Below are 2373 nucleotides of genomic sequence, written 5' to 3' on the forward strand. Positions count from 1 at the left end.
GGACGGGATCCCGGAGGATGCCGTCCATGGGGCGCAGACGCTGATACAGGCTTACTGCCTGTGCATCCGCACGAACTTCTCTATCAACTGATCTTCGGTTTCCACCCGATGGACGGGATCCCGGAGGATGCCGTCCATGGGGCGCAGACGCTGATACAGGCTTACTGCCTGTGCATCCGCACGAACTTTTCCATCAACTGATCTTCGGTTTCCACCCTATGGACGGGATCCCGGAGGATGCCGCACATGGGGCACAGACGCTGATGCAGGCGTTACTGCCTGTGCATCCGCACGAATTTCTCCATCAGCTGATCTTCGGTCTCCACATGGGCGGGATCCCAGATGATGCAATCGATGGGGCAGACGCTGATGCAGGTCGGCTTCTCATAGTGGCCGACGCATTCGGTGCAGCGATCCGGGTCTATCTCGTAGATCTTGCTCCCCAGGGTGATGGCCTGGTTCGGACACTCCGGATCGCACATGTCACAGTTGATGCACTTGTCGGTGATGAGCAGTGCCATCTCAGGCCGCCGAGTGAGGTTGACGGGTATCCTCGCGCTCGCCGAGGTTGCGCAGCAGGATGCCGTAATTCACGTCGATCTCCTTGGGAACCGGCACGTAGACCACATGGCCGTTGCCCGGCGCGGTGTCGATGAGCTCGCCCTTGCGGTTTTGCATCTGCTCCAGGTTGAAGCTGAGGTTGCCCTGGGGGGTCATCAGCTCCAGGCTGTTGCCCAGCAGGAACTTGTTCTTCACCTCGACCTCGACCATGTCACCGTTGCGACCTGTGATCTCGCCGACGAACTGCTGGGTGTCGGAGACGGAGTAACCGTAGTCGTAGTTCTGGTATTCGCTGTGGTTGTGACGGCGCAGGAAGCCCTCGGTGTAGCCGCGGTGGGCCAGGTTCTCGAGGGTGCCCATCAGGGTCGGATCGAATGGACGGCCAGCCACCGCATCGTCGATGGCCTTGCGATAGACCTGGGCGGTACGGGCGCAGTAGTAGAAGGACTTGGTACGGCCTTCGATTTTCAGCGAATGAACGCCCATTTTGGTCAGGCGCTCGACGTGCTCGACGGCGCGCAGATCCTTGGAGTTCATGATGTAGGTGCCGTGCTCGTCTTCAAACGCGGTCATGAACTCGCCCGGGCGGTTGGACTCTTCCAGCAGCACCAGGGCATCGGTCGGCTTGCCTGCGCCCAGGGTCGGATCCACCTTTTGCACGGCGATGGGCTCCTGGCGGTGGACGATCTGGCCCACGTCATCTTCCTTGCCCTCGTGCACCTTGTACTCCCAGCGGCAGGAGTTGGTGCAGGTGCCCTGATTGGGGTCACGCTTGTTGATGTAGCCGGAGAGCAGGCAGCGGCCGGAGTAGGCCATGCACAGCGCCCCGTGGACGAAGACTTCCAGTTCCATCTCCGGCACCTGCATGCGGATCTCCTCGATCTCGTCGAGAGACAGCTCGCGGGAGAGGATGGCACGGGTCAGGCCCATCTGATGCCAGAACTTCACCGTGGCCCAGTTGACCGCGTTGGCCTGCACCGAGAGGTGGATAGGCATGTCGGGGAAGGCTTCGCGCATCATCATGATGAGGCCGGGGTCGGACATGATGAGTGCATCCGGCTTCATATCCACCACGGGGCGCATGTCACGGATGAAGGTCTTGAGCTTGGAGTTGTGGGGCTGGATGTTGGCCACCACATAGAACTGCTTGCCGAGGGCATGGGCCTCGTTGATGCCGAGCTGCAGATTCTCGTGATCGAATTCGTTGTTGCGCACCCGCAGGCTGTAGCGCGGCTGGCCCGCATAGACGGCGTCTGCGCCATAGGCATAGGCGTAGCGCATGTTCTTGAGGGTCCCGGCAGGGGAGAGCAATTCTGGTCTGAACATGTTGGACTCTTTTATCTGATTGCAAATCAGGACGACTCTACCTAATAGAGTCTAATAAACAATAACTTAACGCACTTTTCTTTGCGTGTATAGTCGTGTGTAGTTGGGGGCTCCCAACACGTCAAGATTTTACCACCAAACCAAGCTGCCAGCCACGCACACCGCTTTGCTGAGTTGATTTAAGGTGCACAACCGCGAGCAGAGAGGAAGATCGCAAAACAATATGGGGACATATCAGCTGCTATCTATAGAGGGTCATCCTGATTCATCAGTTCATCGTGACTGACAGCGGATAAGCTATTTGGAAAGGGTTAACTCGTGGATTCGAAATCAATAGACGACACTATGGGCCCAATGCAGCACATGCTGCAAAATCACAAGATCCTTCCGAAAAGAAAATGAGCACCCGCTAGGGAAAGTGCGAACAAGTATCCCAAGAACAAAAAATGAAAATTTTAGTCATTTAATATCAATGGGTTACCAGTA

2 protein-coding genes are annotated in these 2373 nt (G+C 57.1%); both read right to left on the bottom strand.

Annotation, left to right across the window (positions count from 1 at the left end; translation table 11 throughout):
• Positions 1 to 272: 272 nt before the first annotated feature.
• Positions 273 to 521 carry a YfhL family 4Fe-4S dicluster ferredoxin gene (locus OKC30_RS20420; RefSeq protein ID WP_010675358.1) on the bottom strand — a complete coding sequence of 83 codons (249 nt, stop codon included), beginning with the start codon at positions 519 to 521 and terminating at the stop codon, positions 273 to 275.
• A 1-nt stretch (position 522) separates the two neighbouring features.
• Positions 523 to 1887, bottom strand: a complete 1365-nt coding sequence (gene trhP / locus OKC30_RS20425) for a prephenate-dependent tRNA uridine(34) hydroxylase TrhP (RefSeq protein WP_010675357.1) — start codon at positions 1885 to 1887, stop codon at positions 523 to 525.
• Positions 1888 to 2373: the final 486 nt, after the last annotated feature.

Origin of the sequence: Aeromonas sp. QDB18, assembly GCF_027705325.1 — a bacterium.
Classification (GTDB): domain Bacteria; phylum Pseudomonadota; class Gammaproteobacteria; order Enterobacterales; family Aeromonadaceae; genus Aeromonas; species Aeromonas caviae.

What these genes read in the sequence shown, in the direction of transcription:
- OKC30_RS20420 (WP_010675358.1), bottom strand. Translation starts at nt 521, where the DNA reads ATGGCACTGCTCATCACCGACAAGTGCATCAACTGTGACATGTGCGAT.
- trhP (WP_010675357.1), bottom strand. Translation starts at nt 1,887, where the DNA reads ATGTTCAGACCAGAATTGCTCTCCCCTGCCGGGACCCTCAAGAACATG.